This window comes from Rhodoplanes roseus, assembly GCF_003258865.1.
Taxonomy (GTDB): Bacteria; Pseudomonadota; Alphaproteobacteria; order Rhizobiales; family Xanthobacteraceae; genus Rhodoplanes; species Rhodoplanes roseus.
Genome location: NZ_NPEX01000574.1, coordinates 1 through 1,274, shown reverse-complemented (window position 1 = coordinate 1,274; position 1,274 = coordinate 1). Strand labels below are relative to the sequence as shown.

The following is a 1,274-nucleotide window of genomic DNA, read 5'->3' as shown; positions in this document are numbered from 1 at the left end:
GCCGGCGTCCGGCGACGGGGCCACCGAGGCCCAGATCAGACCGCCGGCCCAGTCGAACAGCACGGAGGCGTCGAGCCGCTCGCCGATCACGGCCGCGAGCTCGGCGCCGCGCGACGGCGCGGTCGAGATGCGCCAGACCAGCCGGTCGGTCTCGGGCGTGCCGCGCGCCGCGAACGGCGTCACGTCGCGGATCGCCCGCCAGAGCCGTCGCGACGTGTCGGCGTCGAGATCCGCGCAGGCGCCGACATCCGCGAGCAGCCCGAGGAGCCCGCCCCGGCGATGCGCGACCGACGGGGCGACGCCCTCGAGCCGCAGCGCCGTGACGGCCTGTCCGGCCGGCAGCGCGCCGATCTCGGTCGCGGCCGCGACCGCCGCCGGCAGATGCGCCGCGCCGGAGACCTCGAAGGGCGATCCCATCGCGGCCGCCATGGCCCCGACGGCCCTTTGGGGCGTCAGGCCGACGACCAGCACGGTCGCCTCCGTCTCGGCACGCGGCAGCGTCTTTATGGTCACGTCCGTCATCGCGGCGAGCGTGCCGAAGGAGCCGGCCAGGAGCTTCGAGAGGTCGTAGCCGGTGACGTTCTTCACCACCCGGCCGCCCGACTTGAAGATCTCGCCGCGGCCCGACACGGCCGAGAAGCCGAGGAAGTGGTCGCGCGCCGCGCCGGCCTTGATGCGCCGCGGCCCCGAGAGATTGGTGGCCAGCACGCCGCCGAGGCTGCCGGCCCCCGCCGCGCCGCCGAGCAGCGCGGAAAAGTCCATCGGCTCGAAGGCGAGCTCCTGGCCGTTCTCGGCGACCAGTTCTTCCACCGCCGCGATCGGCGTCGCGGCGCGGGCGGACAGCACCAGCTCCTTCGGCTCGTAGAGGGTGACGCCGGCGAGCCCGGACAGATCGAGGGTCGCGTCGGTCTGGGCGGGGCGGCCGACGGCGCGCTTGGAGCCTCGCCCGACGATCTCCAGCGTCTTGCCGGCGCCGAGCGCCCAGCGCACGGCCTCCTCCACCTCGACGGCATCGCGCGGCGCGAGCGTGTCGGTCATGGTGTCATGCTCCGCGCCCACCCTCTCCCCTCGCGGGCAAGCCTGGGCACATGTTTTTTCACGCGGATGTCCCGGGCGTGCACAGGCCGCGGTGCGGTGGTTCTCCGGCCCTGCCGCGTGCACGGCGGGGCTCCCTCTCCCCGGCGGGGAGATGGCTGGGGTGAGGGGGAGCCGGCGTCGACGAGTCCATCGTGAGGTGAGCACCCCCTCACCCGGATCTCGCGCCGACGCGCGAG

The 1,274-nt window shown here is 75.0% G+C and carries 1 protein-coding gene; it reads right to left on the bottom strand.

The window, feature by feature from the left end; translation table 11 throughout:
• A partial coding sequence (locus CH341_RS31335) for an FAD-binding protein (protein ID WP_111423609.1) occupies window positions 1–1,038 on the bottom strand: 1,038 nt, incomplete at its 3' end.
• Window positions 1,039–1,274 lie beyond the last annotated feature (236 nt).